17 protein-coding genes and 1 other RNA gene are annotated in these 15,189 nt (G+C 67.4%); 11 read left to right on the top strand and 7 right to left on the bottom strand.

The window, feature by feature from the left end:
• The first annotated feature begins 26 nt into the window (after window positions 1-26).
• From U4012_RS05635 to U4012_RS05600, 8 genes are all read left to right on the top strand, one after another.
• Complete coding sequence (locus U4012_RS05635; RefSeq protein WP_321796843.1) at window positions 27-1,205, top strand: UbiH/UbiF/VisC/COQ6 family ubiquinone biosynthesis hydroxylase; 1,179 nt, start codon at window positions 27-29, stop codon at window positions 1,203-1,205.
• Between the two features lie 136 nt (window positions 1,206-1,341).
• Complete coding sequence (gene dusB / locus U4012_RS05630; protein WP_006751898.1) at window positions 1,342-2,409, top strand: tRNA dihydrouridine synthase DusB; 1,068 nt, start codon at window positions 1,342-1,344, stop codon at window positions 2,407-2,409.
• Window positions 2,406-2,639, top strand: a complete 234-nt coding sequence (locus tag U4012_RS05625) for a Fis family transcriptional regulator (RefSeq protein WP_006476892.1) — start codon at window positions 2,406-2,408, stop codon at window positions 2,637-2,639. Before dusB ends, U4012_RS05625 begins: the two co-directional genes overlap by 4 nt.
• 44 nt (window positions 2,640-2,683) lie before the next feature.
• Window positions 2,684-4,249, top strand: a complete 1,566-nt coding sequence (gene purH, locus U4012_RS05620; protein ID WP_044848279.1) for a bifunctional phosphoribosylaminoimidazolecarboxamide formyltransferase/IMP cyclohydrolase — start codon at window positions 2,684-2,686, stop codon at window positions 4,247-4,249.
• 151 nt (window positions 4,250-4,400) lie between these two features.
• Window positions 4,401-4,943, top strand: a complete 543-nt coding sequence (ruvC, locus tag U4012_RS05615; RefSeq protein WP_044848280.1) for a crossover junction endodeoxyribonuclease RuvC — start codon at window positions 4,401-4,403, stop codon at window positions 4,941-4,943.
• Window positions 4,944-5,165: 222 nt separating this feature from the next.
• A complete protein-coding gene (gene ruvA / locus U4012_RS05610; protein WP_044848281.1) occupies window positions 5,166-5,747 on the top strand; it encodes a Holliday junction branch migration protein RuvA in 582 nt (193 codons plus the stop codon).
• 108 nt (window positions 5,748-5,855) lie between these two features.
• A complete protein-coding gene (gene ruvB / locus U4012_RS05605) occupies window positions 5,856-6,923 on the top strand; it encodes a Holliday junction branch migration DNA helicase RuvB (protein WP_044848282.1) in 1,068 nt (355 codons plus the stop codon).
• A 24-nt stretch (window positions 6,924-6,947) separates the two neighbouring features.
• Window positions 6,948-7,901 carry an oxygenase MpaB family protein gene (locus U4012_RS05600; RefSeq protein ID WP_321796837.1) on the top strand — a complete coding sequence of 318 codons (954 nt, stop codon included), beginning with the start codon at window positions 6,948-6,950 and terminating at the stop codon, window positions 7,899-7,901.
• Window positions 7,902-7,941: 40 nt separating this feature from the next.
• Here the strand turns inward: U4012_RS05600 and U4012_RS05595 are convergent, their stop codons facing one another.
• Genes U4012_RS05595 through tyrS form a run of 3 tightly spaced genes read right to left on the bottom strand, consistent with a single transcriptional unit; the run spans window position 7,942 to window position 10,327 of the window.
• Window positions 7,942-8,607: a histidine phosphatase family protein gene (locus U4012_RS05595; protein ID WP_321796835.1), complete on the bottom strand. Its 666-nt coding sequence runs from the start codon at window positions 8,605-8,607 to the stop codon at window positions 7,942-7,944.
• Between the two features lie 23 nt (window positions 8,608-8,630).
• A complete protein-coding gene (gene dtd, locus U4012_RS05590; RefSeq protein ID WP_006751891.1) occupies window positions 8,631-9,089 on the bottom strand; it encodes a D-aminoacyl-tRNA deacylase in 459 nt (152 codons plus the stop codon).
• Window positions 9,086-10,327 carry a tyrosine--tRNA ligase gene (tyrS, locus tag U4012_RS05585; protein ID WP_044848285.1) on the bottom strand — a complete coding sequence of 414 codons (1,242 nt, stop codon included), beginning with the start codon at window positions 10,325-10,327 and terminating at the stop codon, window positions 9,086-9,088. Before tyrS ends, dtd begins: the two co-directional genes overlap by 4 nt.
• 142 nt (window positions 10,328-10,469) lie before the next feature.
• Between tyrS and U4012_RS05580 the strand changes: the two genes are divergently transcribed.
• Window positions 10,470-11,618, top strand: coding sequence for an anhydro-N-acetylmuramic acid kinase (locus U4012_RS05580; protein ID WP_321796831.1), 1,149 nt, complete (start codon window positions 10,470-10,472; stop codon window positions 11,616-11,618).
• 158 nt (window positions 11,619-11,776) lie between these two features.
• Here U4012_RS05580 and erpA read toward each other — a convergent pair whose 3' ends face one another.
• From erpA to rplM, 3 genes are all read right to left on the bottom strand, one after another.
• A complete protein-coding gene (erpA, locus tag U4012_RS05575) occupies window positions 11,777-12,148 on the bottom strand; it encodes an iron-sulfur cluster insertion protein ErpA (protein ID WP_006401687.1) in 372 nt (123 codons plus the stop codon).
• A 207-nt stretch (window positions 12,149-12,355) separates the two neighbouring features.
• Window positions 12,356-12,748 (bottom strand): 30S ribosomal protein S9, encoded by a 393-nt coding sequence (gene rpsI, locus U4012_RS05570; protein WP_011883283.1) that lies wholly within the window; start codon window positions 12,746-12,748, stop codon window positions 12,356-12,358.
• 11 nt (window positions 12,749-12,759) lie between these two features.
• Window positions 12,760-13,188: a 50S ribosomal protein L13 gene (rplM, locus tag U4012_RS05565; RefSeq protein WP_009687896.1), complete on the bottom strand. Its 429-nt coding sequence runs from the start codon at window positions 13,186-13,188 to the stop codon at window positions 12,760-12,762.
• A 311-nt stretch (window positions 13,189-13,499) separates the two neighbouring features.
• Between rplM and U4012_RS05560 the strand changes: the two genes are divergently transcribed.
• On the top strand, window positions 13,500-13,805 hold the full coding sequence (locus tag U4012_RS05560) for a DUF1090 family protein (RefSeq protein WP_044848287.1): 306 nt from the start codon (window positions 13,500-13,502) through the stop codon (window positions 13,803-13,805).
• Between the two features lie 436 nt (window positions 13,806-14,241).
• Window positions 14,242-14,706, top strand: coding sequence for an OsmC family protein (locus U4012_RS05555; protein ID WP_072465471.1), 465 nt, complete (start codon window positions 14,242-14,244; stop codon window positions 14,704-14,706).
• A 70-nt stretch (window positions 14,707-14,776) separates the two neighbouring features.
• Here U4012_RS05555 and rnpB read toward each other — a convergent pair.
• Window positions 14,777-15,188: RNase P RNA component class A (gene rnpB, locus U4012_RS05550), an RNA gene on the bottom strand.
• Window position 15,189 lies beyond the last annotated feature (1 nt).

The following is a 15,189-nucleotide window of genomic DNA, read 5'->3' as shown; positions in this document are numbered from 1 at the left end:
ACCGTTACCCCGTTTCACGAACACAGATGACGACCGCTTCCTCCCCGGCCACGCCGGACCATGACCTCGCCATCGTCGGCGCGGGCCCCGTCGGGCTCGCGCTCGCCGGCTGGCTCGCCCGACGCAGCGCGACGCAGCACGCGTCGATCGCGCTGATCGACGCGCGCGAGCCGGCCGCGAGCGCGAACGACCCGCGCGCGATCGCCGTGTCGCACGGCAGCCGCGTGCTGCTCGACACGCTCGGATGGCCGGCCGACGCAACGCCGATCGAACACATCCACGTGTCGCAGCGCGGCCATTTCGGCCGCACGCTGATCGATCGCGACGAGCACGACCTCGCCGCGCTCGGCTACGTCGTGCGCTACGGCTCGATCGTGCAGGCGCTCGCGCAGGCCGTGCGCGGCACGCGCGTCGACTGGCTCACGTCGACCACCGCACACACGCCGCAACAGGACGCCGACGGCGTCACGCTGACGCTCGACGGCCCGCAAGGCGAGCGCACGCTGCGCGCGCGCATCGTCATCAACGCCGAAGGCGGGCTGTTCCACGAACAGCAGGCCGATACCGGCAAGCAACGCCGCGACTATGGCCAGACCGCGATCGTCGGCACGGTCACCGTCTCGGCGCCGCGCCCGAACGTCGCCTGGGAGCGCTTCACGCACGAAGGCCCGCTCGCGCTGCTGCCGCTTGGCGGTGCCGATTATTCGCTCGTGTGGTGCTGCGCGCCCGACGAGGCGGCCCGCCGCGCCGCCCTTCCCGACGACGCGTTCCTGCGCGAACTCGGCGCTGCATTCGGCGAGCGGATGGGCCGGTTCGTCGCGATCGCGGGGCGCGCATCGTTCCCGCTCGGATTGAACGCGGCGCAGACGCTCGTCAACGGGCGCATCGCGATCGTCGGCAACGCCGCGCAAACGCTGCATCCGGTCGCCGGCCAGGGGCTGAACCTCGGACTGCGCGATGCGCACACGCTCGTCGACGCGCTGTCCACGCAGGGCTTCGAAGCGACCGCGCTCGCCACCTTCAACGCACGGCGCGCGCTCGACCGGCGCTTCACGATCGGCGCGACGGACACGCTCGCGCGCCTGTTTACCGTCGACGCCGGCCCTCTTCCGCTGCTGCGCGGCGCTGCGCTCACCGCGCTCGAATTCGTGCCGCCGCTCAAGAAGGCGATCGCACGCCAGATGATGTTCGGCCAGCGCAACTGACACGCCGCGCGTTGCGCGCCGTCAGGCCGCGCAAACCGGGTCAAATCGGCGGGGCATGGGAATACGGTAAAATAGCCGTTTTCCCTCTGCCCTTTTTTGTCCGCGACGCCCGGCGCTCGCGGGCGGTGCCATTGCGATGCCCGTTATCGGCTCTCACGTATTGCGTAACAACCTGTTCGTCGCCCCGATGGCCGGCGTGACGGATCGTCCGTTCCGCCAGCTGTGCAAGCGGCTGGGGGCCGGGTACGCCGTGTCCGAGATGGTCGCGTCCAATGCGCAGCTGTGGAAGAGCGCGAAGACGATGCGACGGGCGAACCACGAAGGCGAGGTCGAGCCGATCGCGGTGCAGATCGCCGGCGCCGATCCGGCGATGATGGCCGAAGCGGCCCGCTACAACGTCGACAACGGCGCGCAGATCATCGACATCAACATGGGTTGCCCGGCGAAGAAGGTCTGCAACGTCGCGGCCGGCTCCGCGCTGCTGCAGAACGAGCCGCTCGTGCAGCGGATCGTCGAGGCCGTCGTCGCGGCGGTCGGCACGGGGCCGGATGCGGTGCCCGTCACGCTGAAGATCCGCACCGGCTGGGATCGCGAGCACAAGAACGCGATCACGGTCGCGCGCCTCGCCGAGGCGGCCGGCATCTCGATGCTGACCGTACACGGCCGCACGCGCGCCGACCTCTACCGCGGCGACGCGGAATACGACACCATCGCGGCCGTGAAGGCGGCCGTGCGCATCCCGGTCGTCGCGAACGGCGACATCACGTCGCCCGCAAAAGCGAAGGCCGTGCTCGACGCCACCGGCGCCGACGCACTGATGATCGGTCGCGCCGCGCAAGGCCGGCCGTGGCTGTTCCGCGAAATCGATCATTTCCTGCAAACCGGCGAGCTGCTGCCCCCGCCGCGGATTGACGAGATCCAGCACGTGATGAACGAACACCTGGAAGACCACTACGCGTTCTATGGTGAATTCACGGGCGTCCGTACTGCGCGCAAGCACATCGGCTGGTACACTCGCGGCCTTTCCGGTGCCAACGGGTTCCGGCACAGGATGAACACGCTCGATTCCACCCGCGAGCAACTCGCCGCCGTCAATGCATTCTTCGAGGCGCAAAAGGCGCTGTCGGACCACCTCGTCTACGTCGATGACGAAGAGGAAAACGGCCAGGGCGAGTCGGACGACCATAACCAGTTAGCAGCATGAGCAAGCACAACATCGAACAATGTGTCCGCGAGAGCCTGGACGTGTATTTCCGGGATCTAGACGGCTCCAATCCGCACGACGTCTATGAAATGGTGATGTCCTGCGTCGAAAAGCCGATGCTCGAGGTCGTGCTCGTACAGGCCGGCGGCAACCAGTCGCTCGCCGCGGAGTACCTCGGCATCAATCGCAATACGCTGCGCAAGAAGCTGCAGCAGCACGGCCTGCTGTAGGCGGCCGTCCCGTCCCCGTTTCCCTGGCTATTGGTGGTTCCATCATGATCAAGCAAGCGCTCATTTCCGTTTCCGACAAGACCGGCATCGTCGACTTCGCGAAGTCGCTGTCCGACCTCGGCGTCAAACTCCTGTCGACCGGCGGCACCGCGAAACTCCTCGCCGACGCGGGCCTGCCCGTGACCGAAGTCGCTGACTACACGGGCTTCCCGGAAATGCTCGATGGGCGCGTGAAGACGCTCCACCCGAAGGTGCACGGCGGCATCCTCGCCCGCCGCGACCTGCCCGAGCACATGCAGGCGCTGGAGCAGCACGGCATCCCGACGATCGACCTGCTGGTCGTGAACCTGTACCCGTTCGTCGCGACGATCGCGAAGGACGACTGCACGCTCGCCGACGCGATCGAGAACATCGACATCGGCGGCCCGACGATGCTGCGCTCGGCCGCGAAGAACCACCGCGACGTGACGGTCGTCGTCGACCCGGCCGACTACGCGGTCGTGCTCGACGAAATGAAGGCGAACGGCAACGCGATCGGCTATGCGACCAACTTCCGCCTCGCGACCAAGGTGTTCGCGCACACCGCGCAATACGACGGCGCGATCACGAACTACCTGACGAGCCTGACCGACGAGCTGCAGCACGCATCGCGCAGCGCGTACCCGGCCACGCTGAACATGGCGTTCGACAAGGTGCAGGACCTGCGCTACGGCGAGAACCCGCACCAGAGCGCGGCGTTCTACCGCGACCTCGCGGCGCCGGCCGGCGCACTGGCGAACTACCGCCAGCTGCAGGGCAAGGAACTGTCGTACAACAACATCGCGGATTCGGACGCGGCGTGGGAATGCGTGAAGACGTTCGACGCGCCGGCCTGCGTGATCATCAAGCACGCGAACCCGTGCGGCGTCGCGGTCGGCAACGACTCGGCCGACGCGTACGCGAAGGCATTCCAGACCGACCCGACGTCGGCGTTCGGCGGCATCATCGCGTTCAACCGCGAAGTCGACGAGACGGCCGCGCAGGCGGTGGCCAAGCAGTTCGTCGAAGTGCTGATCGCGCCGTCGTTCACGGACGCCGCGAAGCAGGTGTTCGCCGCGAAGCAGAACGTGCGCCTGCTCGAAATCGCGCTCGGCGACGGCCATAACGCGTTCGACCTGAAGCGCGTGGGCGGCGGCCTGCTCGTGCAGTCGCTCGATTCGAAGAACGTGCAGCCGAGCGAGCTGCGCGTCGTCACGAAGCGTCAACCGACCGCGAAGGAAATGGACGACCTGCTGTTCGCATGGCGCGTCGCGAAGTACGTGAAGTCGAACGCGATCGTGTTCTGCGGCAACGGCATGACGCTCGGCGTCGGCGCAGGCCAGATGAGCCGCGTCGATTCGGCACGCATCGCGAGCATCAAGGCGCAGAACGCGGGCCTCACGCTGGCCGGTTCGGCCGTCGCGTCGGATGCGTTCTTCCCGTTCCGCGACGGTCTCGACGTCGTCGTGGCGGCAGGCGCGACCTGCGTGATCCAGCCGGGCGGCTCGATGCGCGACGACGAAGTGATCGCGGCGGCCGACGAGCACGGCATCGCGATGATCCTGACGGGCGTGCGCCACTTCCGTCACTGATCGCACGCGGCCCGTGTGGCCGCCGCACGAAAACCCGGCGGCATCATACCCGCCGGGTTTTTTATTGCGCGGCGCCGGCGCACGCAGCCACGCGGCCGGCCCCGCGCACCATTCGTTGTAGTATCGCGGCATCAGGTTTTTCTCCTCACTCATGCGAATTCTCGGCATCGACCCCGGCCTGCGCGTCACCGGCTTCGGCGTCATCGACGTCAGCGGCCACCGGCTCGCCTATGTCGCAAGCGGCGTGATCCGCACGCCCACGGCCGACCTGGCCACCCGGCTCGGTACGATCTTCCAGGGCGTATCGACGCTCGTGCGCGAACACGCGCCCGACCAGGCCGCGATCGAACAGGTGTTCGTGAACGTGAACCCGCAGTCGACGCTGCTGCTCGGCCAGGCGCGCGGCGCCGCGATCTGCGGGCTCGTCTCCGGCGGCCTGCCGGTGGCGGAATACACCGCGCTGCAACTGAAGCAGGCGGTCGTCGGTTACGGCCGCGCGACCAAGTCGCAGATGCAGGAGATGGTCACGAGACTGCTCAACCTGACCGGCCAGCCTGGCAGCGACGCGGCCGACGCGCTCGGGATGGCGATCTGCCACGCGCACAGCGGCAATACGCTCGGCACGATCGGCGGCCTCGCGCCGGCGCTCGCGAAAAGGGGGCTGCGCGTGCGGCGCGGACGGCTCGTCGGCTGACGCGACGGCACGCATCCCCTCGGCGCGGCGCGCGGCTACCCGCATCGCGCGTATTGCGCCTGCCACCGTCCTGCCTACCCGCCCGCCTGATCGCCTGATCGCCTGATCGCCTGATCGCCTGATCGCCCCGCGTCGCGCGGCGCCCCGACCTGACGGCCAACCCATCGGCATCGCGCCGCAGCTGCGCTACACTCGCGCTTTCTTCCTCGCATCCCGCCATCCATGATCGGTCGCATCGCCGGCATCCTGCTCGAAAAGAATCCGCCTCACCTGCTCGTCGACTGCAACGGCGTCGGTTACGAAATCGACGTGCCGATGAGCACCTTCTACAACCTGCCGCAAACGGGCGAGCGCGTCGTGCTGCTCACGCAGCAGATCGTGCGCGAGGACGCGCACCTGCTGTACGGCTTCCTGACGCCGCAGGAGCGCACGACCTTCCGCGAACTGCTGAAGATCACCGGCATCGGCGCGCGCATGGCGCTGGCCGTGCTGTCCGGCATGAGCGTGCAGGAACTCGCTCAGGCGGTGACGATGCAGGACGCCGCGCGCCTCACGCGCCTGCCCGGCATCGGCAAGAAGACCGCCGAGCGCCTGCTGCTCGAGCTGAAGGGCAAGCTCGGCGCGGACCTCGGCGCACTCGCCGGCGCCGCGTCCCAGTCCGACCACGCGACCGACATCCTCAACGCGCTGCTCGCGCTCGGCTATTCCGAAAAGGAAGGCCTCGCCGCGATCAAGAACGTGCCGGCCGGCACCGGCGTGTCCGAAGGCATCAAACTCGCGCTCAAGGCACTGTCGAAGGTGTAACGGCCGCCCGAGCCGGCTGTCGGAGCCAGTGTCGCGCCGTCGCGCGGCACGCGCCAGTCGGCCGTTCGGCCAGTTCGGCCTCGCGACGGCGCGCGGTACAATGGCCGCATGATTGAAACCGACAAACTCGCCGCCGAGCGGATCATCGCCGCCACGCCCGCCTCGTCGCACGAGGAGGTGTTCGAACGCGCGCTGCGGCCGCGCCAGCTCGACGACTACGTCGGCCAGGAAAAGGTGCGCGGCCAGCTCGAGATCTTCATCGAGGCCGCGAAGCGCCGCGCCGAGCCGCTCGACCACGTGCTGCTGTTCGGGCCGCCCGGCCTCGGCAAGACCACCCTCGCGCACATCATCGCGCGCGAGATGGGCGTGAACCTGCGCCAGACGTCGGGCCCCGTGCTCGAACGCGCGGGCGATCTCGCCGCGCTGCTGACCAACCTCGAAGCGAACGACGTGCTGTTCATCGACGAGATCCACCGGCTGTCGCCGGTCGTCGAGGAAATCCTGTATCCGGCGCTCGAGGATTACCAGATCGACATCATGATCGGCGAAGGGCCGGCCGCGCGCAGCGTGAAGCTCGACCTGCAGCCGTTCACGCTGGTCGGCGCGACCACGCGTGCGGGGATGCTGACCAACCCGCTGCGCGATCGCTTCGGGATCGTCGCGCGCCTCGAGTTCTACGATGCCGAGCAATTGTCGCGCATCGTGCGGCGCTCGGCGTCGCTGCTGAACGCGCAGATCGATCCGAACGGCGCGCTGGAGATCGCGAAGCGCTCGCGCGGCACGCCGCGGATCGCGAACCGGCTGCTGCGCCGCGTGCGCGACTATGCGGAAGTGAAGGCCGACGGCCAGATCACCGCGGCCGTCGCCGACGCCGCGCTCGCGATGCTCGACGTCGATCCGGTCGGCTTCGACCTGATGGACCGCAAGCTGCTCGAGGCGATCCTGCACAAGTTCGACGGCGGCCCGGTCGGCATCGACAACCTCGCGGCTGCGATCGGCGAGGAGCGCGACACGATCGAGGACGTACTCGAACCGTACCTGATCCAGCAGGGCTTCCTGCAGCGCACGCCGCGCGGGCGCGTCGCGACGCTGCTCACGTACCGCCACTTCGGGCTCTCCGCGCCCGACGCCGGCAACCCGGAACGCGGGATGTGGGATACCGCCGACGGGAAGTAACCCGCTGCCCGTGCCAAGCTCGCCATGACCACGCCGCCCAGCCCGCACCCCGCCCCGCCCACACCGGGCCCGCGCTGGGTCGAACCGATCCGCAAGCGGCTCGTGGCCGGCATCACGCACCTGACGACGGGCGGCGGCGGTCCGTCGATCGATCTCTCGTCGCCGCCCGGAGACCCGGGGCTGTTCGGCCCCGACGCGATCTGCTGGCGCGTGCATGCCGATTTCACGTCGATGATGACGGGCGGCATTGCCGCGCTGCTGCTGCAGGCGCTCCATCCGCTCGCGCTCGCGGGCGTCTGGGATCACTCGTCGTTTCGCACCGACATCCTCGGCCGCTTGCGGCGCACCGCCACGTTCATTACGGGCACGACGTTCGGCAGCCGCGCGGACGCGCTCGCGCTCATCGAGCGCGTGAAAACGATCCACGCGCGCATATCGGGCACGGCGCCCGACGGCCGGCCGTATCGAGCCGACGATCCGGCGTTGCTGACCTGGGTGCATGTCGCGGAAGTTTCGAGCTTCCTCGCCGCGCATTTGCGCTATGTGAATCCGTCGCTGTCGGGCGAGCTGCAGGACGGCTATTACGCTGAAACGGCATTGATCGCGGAGTTGCTCGGCGCCCGGGATGTGCCCCGTTCACGCGCCGAGGTAGCGGCCTATTTCGCGCGCATGCAGCCCGAACTCGAAGCCGGGCCGCACACCTTCGAGGTCATGGACATCCTGCTGAACGTGCCGGTCGCAACGCCCGCGCTGCGGCCAGCCGCGTCGCTGATCATGCATGCGGGAATCGACCTGCTGCCGCCCTGGGCGCAGCGCATGCTCGACGTGTCGACGTTCGCGCCGCTGCGACGCGCGGTGGTCCGGCCCGGTGTGCGGGCAGTCGCGCCCGTGCTGCGCTGGGCGCTCGTCAACGGCGCGTCGAAGCGCGCACGCCGCCGCGCCACCGCGACACCGCCCGACGACACCCCGCCCGCCTGACGATCGGCTTCTTCCGCCGGGCGGAGCCGGTACGACCGGATCAGAGTACCTTGCGATACCCGTCGTCGTCGTCGCTCGCGGCGTCCAGGTGCGACACGTCGGCCCATTGCACGACCTGTGCGCGACCATCGACGTAATCGACGACGTTGATGCTCGTGTTGAGCAGCTGATAGCTGCGCGGCGCCGACAGGTCGATACCGTTGGCGAAGCGGTACACGCAGTCGAGCACGCCGCCGTGTGCGACACACGCGATCCGGCCGCCCGGATGCGCGGCGACGATCGGCTCGAGCGCATGCAGCACGCGATGATAGAACTCGCGCTGCGACTCGCCGCCGTCGGGCGCGAAGCCCGGATCGCGCGTCTGCCACGCGGCGTAGGCGTCCGGAAACAGCGTCTCGATCTCGGTGCTGTCATGCCCCTGGAACACGCCGTACGCGCGTTCGCGCAGCCCTTCGCGCAACTGCAGCGGCAGCCCGAGCGCATCGGCAAAGGGTTGCGCGGTTTGTTGCGCGCGCATCAGGTCGCTCGAATAGATCGCGTCGATCCGCTGCCCTTCGCGCGCGTCCCGCGCGAGCCGGACGGCCAGCCGCTGCGCCTGCGCGAGCCCCGTGTCGGCCAGCGGAATGTCGATATGGCCCTGGATGCGCTTGATGCGGTTCCAGGCCGTCTCGCCATGGCGAATGAAGAGAATCTGCGTGGTGGCCATCGCGGCGCGTCTCCGGGAATGAATCAGGGCCGCACTTGCAGCCAGAACGTCACGGGGCCGTCGTTGACGAGCGACACCTGCATGTCGGCGCCGAACTCGCCCGTCTCGACGACCGGATGACGCTCGCGCGCGGCCGCGACGAAATAGTCGAACAGGCGCGCGCCTTCGTCGGGCGGCGCGGCCGGCGTGAAGCTCGGCCGCAGCCCGCTGTTGGTATCGGCCGCGAGCGTGAACTGCGACACGAGCAGCAGGCCGCCGGCGCCGCCCGCGCCGTCGATGTTCGACACCGGCAGGTTCATCTTGCCCGCCGCATCGCTGAACACGCGATAGCCGAGCAGCTTCGCGAGCAGCTTGTCGGCCGCGGCCTCGGTGTCGCCACGCTCCGCGCAGACGAGCGCGAGCAGCCCTGCGCCGATCTCGCCCGTCGTGCGGTCGCCGACGCGCACGTCGGCGCGCTTCACGCGCTGGATCAGCGCGATCATGCGGTCAGCGTGACGCGCGCGAAGCGGCGCTTGCCGACCTGGACGACGAACTCGCCGGCCTCGACCTTCAGCCCCTTGTCGGAGACGGTCGCGCCGTCGATCTTCACGCCGCCCTGCTCGATGTTGCGCAGCGCTTCGCTTGTCGACGGCACGAGGCCCGCCTGCTTCAGCAGCTGGCCGATCGCGAGCGGCGCGCCCGCGAGCGTGACCGACGGGATGTCGTCCGGCACGCCGCCCTTCGCGCGGTGGTTGAAGTCCTCCAGCGCACGCTCGGCATCGGCCTGCGAGTGGAAACGCGCGACGATTTCCTGCGCGAGCAGCACCTTGAAGTCGCGCGGGTTGCGGCCGCCTTCGGCGTCGCGCTTGAAGCCCGCGATTTCTTCGATGCTGCGGAACGACAGCAGCTCGAAGTAACGCCACATCAGCGTGTCCGAGATGCTCATCAGCTTGCCGAACATGTCGGTCGGCTTCTCGCTGATGCCGACGTAGTTGCCCTTCGACTTCGACATCTTCTCGACGCCGTCGAGGCCTTCGAGCAGCGGCATCGTGAGAATGCACTGCTGTTCCTGGCCGTACTGCTTCTGCAGTTCGCGGCCGACCAGCAGGTTGAACTTCTGGTCGGTGCCACCGAGCTCGAGGTCGGCGTTCAGCGCGACCGAGTCATAGCCCTGCATCAGCGGGTACAGGAATTCGTGGATCGAGATCGGCACGCCGCCCTGGAAGCGCTTCGTGAAATCCTCGCGCTCGAGGATCCGCGCGACCGTGTAGCGCGACGCGAGCTTGATCATCCCGTCCGCGCCGAGCGGCATCGACCATTCGCTGTTGTAGCGGATTTCGGTCTTCGCGCGGTCGAGCACGAGCGCAGCCTGCTCGAAGTAGGTCTTCGCGTTCGATTCGATCTGCTCGCGCGTGAGCGGCGGGCGCGTCGCGTTGCGGCCCGACGGGTCGCCGATCAGCGACGTGAAATCGCCGATCAGGAAGATCACCGTGTGGCCGAGGTCCTGCAGCTGACGCATCTTGTTCAGCACGACCGTATGGCCGATGTGGATGTCGGGTGCGGTCGGGTCGAGGCCGAGCTTGATGCGCAACGGCGTGCCGGTGGCCGCGCTGCGCGCGAGCTTCTGCGCGAACTCTTCCTCGATCAGCAGTTCGTCGACGCCGCGCTTCGTGACGGCGAGCGCATGGCGGACTTCGTCGGTGATCGGGAAAACAGGCTTGGAACTGGGTTCGGTGCTCATCGGGGCCGGGAAGAATGTCGCAAAGACAGGGATTTTCCCATAACTTGCGCGTGCATCGCTTAACGACGCGTCAGGTTGCGCGGATAATCGGGCGCAAGGCGCGTGGCACCGGCCCGCGCCGCTCGATCCAGGAGGACCCAACGTGCCGCAACGACATCCGCAACCCGCCCATCCGGCCGACGGCATCTACTTCGGGCTGATGTCGGGAACCAGCATGGACGGCGTCGATGGCGTCGCCGTGCGTTTCGAGACCGGCCGCGCGCCGGTCGTGCTCGCGGAAGCGTTCGTCGGCTTCGCGCAATCGCTGCGCGACGCGCTGTTCGCGCTGCAGCAGCCCGGCGACAACGAGATCGACCGCGAATCGGTCGCGGCGAATGCGCTCGTCGCGCGCTACGCGGTGTGCTGTCACGAGCTGCAGCGCACGGCCGGCCTGTCGCGCGACGAGATCCGCGCGATCGGCGTGCACGGCCAGACGGTCCGGCACCGTCCCGAGCGCGGCTACACGCGCCAGCTCAACAATCCGGCGCTGCTCGCCGAACTCACCCATCTCGACGTGATCGCCGATTTCCGCAGCCGCGACGTCGCGGCCGGCGGGCACGGCGCGCCGCTCGCGCCGGCGTTCCACGCGACGGTGTTCGGCGCGCCGGGCGAGACGCGGGTCGTCTGCAACCTCGGCGGCATCAGCAACATCACGATCCTGCCCGGCGAAGGCGGCGACGTGCGCGGCTTCGACTGCGGGCCCGCGAACGCGTTGCTCGACGAATGGGCGACGCGCCATCTCGGCAAGCCTTACGACGACGGCGGCAAGTTCGCCGCGCGCGGTACCGTGCACGCGGCGCTGCTCGACGCGCTGCTCGACGAACCCTACTTCGTCGCGCCGCCGCCGAAAAGCACCGGCCGCGACCTGTTCAATCCCGCGTGGCTCGACGCGAAGCTTGCCGCGTTCGCGCAGGTCGCGCCGGAAGACGTGCAGGCGACGCTGACGGCACTCACCGCCGTCTCGGTCGCGCGCGAGATCGCCCGGCACGCGGCCAGCTGCAAGGCCGTGTTCGTCTGCGGCGGCGGCGCCCGCAACCCGGTGCTGCTCGATGCGCTCCGGCATGCACTGCACGAGGCCGGCGTGCCGGCGACGGTGGAGACGACGGCCGCACTCGGCGTGCCGCCGCAGCAGGTCGAGGCGCTCGCGTTCGCGTGGCTCGCGTACCGCTTCACCGCGCGCCAGCCCGGCAATCTCGCGAGCGTGACGGGGGCAGCGGGCGAGCGCGTGCTCGGCGCACTTTATCCGCGCTGATACGAGAAAACGACGAAACGAGCGGGAGCCCCGATGCGGCGCGTCCGGGACGCGCCGACAGGCCGCCCGCGCGGTTCGTCGCGTACAACGGACGCAAAAAAACGGGGCATCAAGCCCCGTTTTTCATTCCGGCGAACCGGACAGGATCCGTCGTGCGTTCAGACCGAGAACGACGAGCCGCACCCGCAGGTGGTCGTGGCGTTCGGGTTCTTGATCACGAACTGGGCACCGTTGAGGTCGTCCTTGTAGTCGATCTCGGCGCCGACCAGGTACTGGTAGCTCATCGAGTCGATCAGGAGCTGGACGCCGTTCTTGTTCATCACGGTGTCGTCCTCGTTGACTTCCTCGTCGAACGTGAAGCCATACTGGAAGCCCGAGCAGCCGCCACCCTGCACGAACACGCGCAGCTTCAGGTCGGGATTGCCCTCTTCGTCGATCAGTTGCTTGACCTTGTCGGCCGCGGCGTCGGTGAAGACGAACGGTGCCGGCATTTCGGTGGTCGTTGCTGCGGATTCGGTAACAGCGTTCATGCGAACTCTCCAAAAAGCTTTAGCCGCTATTGTAGGGCCGATCAGAAGATCGTGCTGATGTCCATGAAATCAATAGGTTCTTGTTGATTTCAGTAAAGGAAACCGCCCGCGGGGCGCCGCCGCGCGGGCATAAAAAAACCGCCAGCGCGAAAACTGGCGGTTTTTCCGGCGGACGCCGCCCGGAAGCGGCGCGGCCATGAAGCGGAATTAACGCTTCGAGAACTGCTTTGCGCGACGTGCCTTGCGCAGACCAACCTTCTTACGCTCGACTTCACGTGCATCGCGCGTGACGAAGCCTGCGTTCGACAGCGACGGCTTCAGCGTTGCATCGTAGTCGATCAGCGCGCGGGTGATGCCGTGACGCACTGCGCCTGCCTGACCCGTTTCGCCGCCGCCGTTGACGTTGACCTTGATGTCGAACGTCTGGCCGTGGTTCGTGAGTTCCAGCGGTTGACGCACGATCATCAGCGACGTTTCACGCGAGAAGTAGTCGGCGATGGGCTTGCCGTTGACGATGATGTCGCCCTTGCCAGCCTTGATGAAGACACGTGCGACTGCGCTCTTGCGGCGGCCCGTACCGTAGTTCCAGTTACCGATCATGTGGGCTCCCCTTAGATCTCGAGCGCCTTCGGCTGTTGAGCCGAATGCGGATGCGTAGCTTCAGCGTAGACCTTCAGCTTCTTGATCATCGCGTAGCCGAGCGGGCCCTTCGGCAGCATGCCCTTGACCGCCTTCTCGAGCGCACGGCCCGGGAAGCGTTCTTGCATCTTGCCGAACGTCGTTTCATAGATACCGCCCGGGTAGCCCGAGTGACGGTAGTACTTCTTGTCCAGAGTCTTGTTGCCCGTGACCTTCAACTTGCTCGCGTTGATGATGATGATGAAATCACCAGTGTCGACGTGCGGGGTGAACTCAGGCTTGTGCTTGCCGCGCAGACGGCGTGCCACTTCGCTGGCAACACGGCCGAGAACCTTATCCGTCGCGTCAATCACGTACCATTCGCGCGTCACCTCATGGGCTTTTGCGGAAAACGTCTTCATGATCGATCCAAAAAAAATGCTTTGCCCGATGTGTTCTTCCTGCTTGTCTGTGTGCGCTTCGAGGCGCGGTGCAGGCTCTCCCTGTTCTTTTTCCGTGGGCATGAATGCGGAAAAGCCCTGAATTATAAAGGAAATACCGCAGCGCGGTCAAAGAGAATCCACGCCCCGTGCCGGCGGCGCCCGAAATGGGCCAAAATCCGGTCGTGCCCCGATACACCAGGCGAACCGAGCGCCTGGGGCGGCACCCATCGACGCGCGGCACCTGACCTGGCCGCGCCAGACCGGCCGATCACGGAAAACAACAAACAAGCATGATGAAACAACGACTTACGCCCTTTCTCGCGGCCGCGTTGCTGGCCGCCGCGGCGCCCGCCGTCGCCGCCCGGGCCGGCTGCGAGGCCAAGCTCGACGCCCTCGACGCCCGCATCGCCGACGCCCGCCACGCCCATGCCGAAGATCGCATCGCCCGCCTGCGCGCGGTGCGCGAACGCGTACGCCACTTCTGCGCGCGCGGTCATGGCCATGCATCGGCCGCACACGTTCCGCCCCCTGCCGCCCGTTCGACGGACACGCCGCCCGGCGCGGCATCGCAGCCAGCCGCGCGGCGGCCGGCGTAAACGGGAGTCAATGACGGATATCGACGCGCGCAAACTGCGCGCCGATGCTTGCATGGGACGAAAAAAAGCCCGAACGGCTGGTTCGGGCTTAATCCACCTTAGGAGGAGGGTGGAGGAGACATGCGGAGGTTGCCGCAGCGCGACAACCAATGAGGCTCATTATACGAACGCGTCGCCGACTGCACAAGAAAATTTGCATTGCGAAATCCAACACCATAATGCGGAATCCAGTGAGCCTCACGCGGTGAATGGATTTTCCCTTTTAAAATCAATCAACTGGGAAGAAAGCGCGCAGCCGGAAGCCCGCCACGCCTAGAGTAAAACCCCTAAAGACAGCAGGGAAATCGCCGTTCGGCGCCCCGCCGGGCGCCGCACGCGGCGGCATGGCGTGGCGCGTCGTGCAGCGCATCAGCCGAGCGAAGCGCTGCGGGCTACAATGCCGGATCGAATCCGAATCAGGCAACGCTGGAGTGCAAGCATGGAATGCAAAGTAAGCTGGATGGGTCAGGACGGCATGGCGTTTTCCGCCCAGACCGGAAGCGGGCACCTCGTCGCGATGGACGGCGCGCCGGAAGGCGGCGGCCACAACCTCGCGCCGCGCCCGATGGAAATGGTGCTGGTCGGCACCGGCGGCTGCACCGCGTACGACGTCGTGCTGATCCTGAAGAAGAGCCGCCAGGAAGTCACCGGCTGCTCGGTCACGCTGAAGGCCGAACGCGCGAGCGAAGATCCGAAAGTGTTCACGAAGGTCCACTTCCACTTCACCGTCACCGGCCGCAACCTGAACCCGGCCACGGTCGAGCGCGCGATCAACCTGTCGCACGACAAGTACTGCTCCGCGTCGATCATGATCGCGAAGACCGCCGAACTCACGCATTCGTTCGACATCGTCGCGGACTGAACGCACGGCAGCCACGCATGAAAAAAAGGGCCGGCGCTCCTGACGGAGCGCCGGCCCTTTCGCATTCGAACGGCAAAGCAGGCCGATAAGCCGGATTCTGTGCACGCTGCACGCCGAAGCGCGCGGCGCGTGGCAGCCATTCCTCTAGGCGCGCCATTGCTGACGCGCTCAAGCTTCCTACCCGCAGACGAGACGGGGGCCCCGTCCTGCATCCGAAAATGCGCGCCTGCCTACTTGGAATTGCTCCGGGTGGAGGTTACCGTGCCGGCGGACGTCGCCGTCGCCGCGGTGCGCTCTTACCGCACCGTTTCACCCTTACCTGATCCCGGCTTGCGCCGGGCCATCGGCGGTTTGCTTTCTGTTGCCCTGTTCCGCGTGTCGCCACGGATGGCCGTTAGCCATCACCCTGCCCTGTGGAGTCCGGACTTTCCTCGCCCCCGCCTGCCCGAAGGCGGCGAGGCCGCGACTGCCTGGCCTGCTTTG

The sequence above is a fragment of the Burkholderia sp. BCC1988 genome, assembly GCF_905339895.1.
In the GTDB taxonomy this organism is placed as follows: Bacteria; Pseudomonadota; Gammaproteobacteria; order Burkholderiales; family Burkholderiaceae; genus Burkholderia.
The sequence above is the reverse complement of the archived record's forward strand: the minus strand, read 5'-3'. Positions and strand labels throughout refer to the sequence as shown.

Coding starts and splice junctions, on each gene's coding strand:
- U4012_RS05635 (WP_321796843.1), top strand. CDS start 27: ATGACGACCGCTTCCTCCCCGGCCACGCCGGACCATGACCTCGCCATC.
- dusB (WP_006751898.1), top strand. CDS start 1,342: ATGCCCGTTATCGGCTCTCACGTATTGCGTAACAACCTGTTCGTCGCC.
- U4012_RS05625 (WP_006476892.1), top strand. CDS start 2,406: ATGAGCAAGCACAACATCGAACAATGTGTCCGCGAGAGCCTGGACGTG.
- purH (WP_044848279.1), top strand. CDS start 2,684: ATGATCAAGCAAGCGCTCATTTCCGTTTCCGACAAGACCGGCATCGTC.
- ruvC (WP_044848280.1), top strand. CDS start 4,401: ATGCGAATTCTCGGCATCGACCCCGGCCTGCGCGTCACCGGCTTCGGC.
- ruvA (WP_044848281.1), top strand. CDS start 5,166: ATGATCGGTCGCATCGCCGGCATCCTGCTCGAAAAGAATCCGCCTCAC.
- ruvB (WP_044848282.1), top strand. CDS start 5,856: ATGATTGAAACCGACAAACTCGCCGCCGAGCGGATCATCGCCGCCACG.
- U4012_RS05600 (WP_321796837.1), top strand. CDS start 6,948: ATGACCACGCCGCCCAGCCCGCACCCCGCCCCGCCCACACCGGGCCCG.
- U4012_RS05595 (WP_321796835.1), bottom strand. CDS start 8,607: ATGGCCACCACGCAGATTCTCTTCATTCGCCATGGCGAGACGGCCTGG.
- dtd (WP_006751891.1), bottom strand. CDS start 9,089: ATGATCGCGCTGATCCAGCGCGTGAAGCGCGCCGACGTGCGCGTCGGC.
- tyrS (WP_044848285.1), bottom strand. CDS start 10,327: ATGAGCACCGAACCCAGTTCCAAGCCTGTTTTCCCGATCACCGACGAA.
- erpA (WP_006401687.1), bottom strand. CDS start 12,148: ATGAACGCTGTTACCGAATCCGCAGCAACGACCACCGAAATGCCGGCA.
- rpsI (WP_011883283.1), bottom strand. CDS start 12,748: ATGATCGGTAACTGGAACTACGGTACGGGCCGCCGCAAGAGCGCAGTC.
- rplM (WP_009687896.1), bottom strand. CDS start 13,188: ATGAAGACGTTTTCCGCAAAAGCCCATGAGGTGACGCGCGAATGGTAC.
- U4012_RS05560 (WP_044848287.1), top strand. CDS start 13,500: ATGATGAAACAACGACTTACGCCCTTTCTCGCGGCCGCGTTGCTGGCC.
- U4012_RS05555 (WP_072465471.1), top strand. CDS start 14,242: ATGCCGGATCGAATCCGAATCAGGCAACGCTGGAGTGCAAGCATGGAA.